1 protein-coding gene is annotated in these 1,889 nt (G+C 64.7%); it reads left to right on the top strand.

Annotated elements, in window-relative coordinates; all coding sequences use genetic code 11:
* Positions 1-106 precede the first annotated feature (106 nt).
* A complete protein-coding gene (gpmI, locus tag MJD61_00595; GenBank protein ID MCG8553778.1) occupies positions 107-1,774 on the top strand; it encodes a 2,3-bisphosphoglycerate-independent phosphoglycerate mutase in 1,668 nt (555 codons plus the stop codon).
* Positions 1,775-1,889 lie beyond the last annotated feature (115 nt).

Genomic DNA, 1,889 nt, shown 5'->3' on the forward strand with positions numbered 1-1,889 from the left:
ATAACGGCCGGATGGTGCCCGAGCCGCGCCGGAAAGCCAATGGGCTTGCGCTGCCCGAACGGCCAATCAGTTTGCCTTCCCGATGCCCCCGGGGTAGGCAGGATCGATGACCGACTGGAGCCTGAGGAAACACCCGAACCTGACCGGCTCGCCGGGTCCCGTGCTGGTGTGCGTCATGGATGGTGTGGGGTGCGGCGCCCACGACGAATCCGATGCCGTCTGGCTGGCACGCACACCGAACCTCGACTTCCTTGCGGAGCATACGCTCGCCTGCCGCCTGGCTGCGCACGGACGCTCCGTGGGCATGCCCTCGGACGCGGACATGGGCAACAGCGAGGTCGGCCACAACGCCATGGGAGCAGGTCGGGTCTTCGACCAGGGCGCGAAGCTGGTGGATCACGCGATCCGAGAGGGAGGGCTGTTCGAGGGCGAGGTGTGGCGTCGGCTGGTCGCACGAGCGGCGCAGAGCGGCCAGCCCATGCACTTCGTCGGTCTGCTCTCCGATGGCAATGTGCACAGCCACATCGATCATCTGGTTGCGCTCATCCGTCGCTGCGACTTCGAGAACCTGGCTCGGGTGCGCGTGCACATTCTCCTCGACGGCCGCGACGTGCCGGAAACGAGCTGCCTCAGCTACGTGAGCCAGCTTGAACAGGTACTCGGGGAGATCAATGCGGCCAAGGGGCGTGACTACCGCATCGCTTCAGGCGGCGGGCGCCAGACGACGACGATGGATCGCTACGAGGCGGACTGGCGGATCGTGCAACGCGGCTGGCAAGCACACGTGCTGGGCCAGGGACGCGGGTTTCGTAGCGCGCAGGATGCGATCGACACCTACCGGCGCGAGGCTCCCGGAATCATCGATCAGGACCTGCCGTCGTTCGTGGTCGTGGACGCCCAAGGAAAGCCGGTCGGGCCTATCGAAGACGGTGCTTCGGTGGTCCTTTACAACTTCCGGGGCGACCGAGCCTTGGAGCTCAGCCGTGCCTTCGATGACGACGACTTCGCGGCGTTCGACCGGACGCGTCGCCCGGATGTGCTTTACGCCGGAATGATGCAGTACGACGGCGACCTGGGAATCCCTGCGCACTTCCTTGTTGCCCCGCCGGCCATCGACCGCACACTTGGCGAGTATTTCGCCCGCAACCGAATCACGCAGCTCGCGATCAGCGAAACCCAGAAGTTCGGGCACGTCACCTACTTCTGGAACGGCAATCGAACAGGAAGGTTCGATCCAGCATACGAAAAATACGTCGAGGTCCCCAGCGACCGGGTCCCCTTTGAGCAGCGTCCCTGGATGAAGGCAGCCGAAATCACCGACGCGCTGATTCAGGAGCTCGAGACCGGTCGCTACCAACACGCGCGCGTGAACTACGCCAACGGCGACATGGTGGGGCACACGGGCAAGCGCGACGCGGCGATCATCGCGGTCGAATGCGTCGATCTGCAGATTGGGCGCCTGTTGCAGGTCGTCAAGAGGCTCAACGGGACCCTGGTGGTGACGGCGGACCACGGCAACGCGGACGAGATGTACGAGCGGGACAAGAAGAGCAAGGCCGTGCTGTTGGACAGCCGCGGTGCGCCAAGAAACAAGACCAGTCACAGCCTCAATGCCGTCCCGTTCTATCTGTACGCGCCTGGATCCCGCCTCGTGCTCAACACTGAGATCGAGCAGCGGGGACTATCCAACCTCGCGGCGACGGTGTGTCAGCTTCTGGGCCGGCAGGCGCCACCCGATTACGAGCCAGGCCTGTTGGACGACCGCGGCGCCTAGTGCCTCGCCACAGGAATCCTGATCGTTTGGCCCCAGCCCTGGCGCCCGCTGGCGGCGTTGGGACCTCCTCGAATATGCGCTGCACAGCATCGAAATGAACCGCAGTCTTCGTCGG

Source organism: Pseudomonadota bacterium, from assembly GCA_022361155.1.
Lineage (GTDB): Bacteria > Myxococcota_A > Polyangia > Polyangiales > JAKSBK01 > JAKSBK01.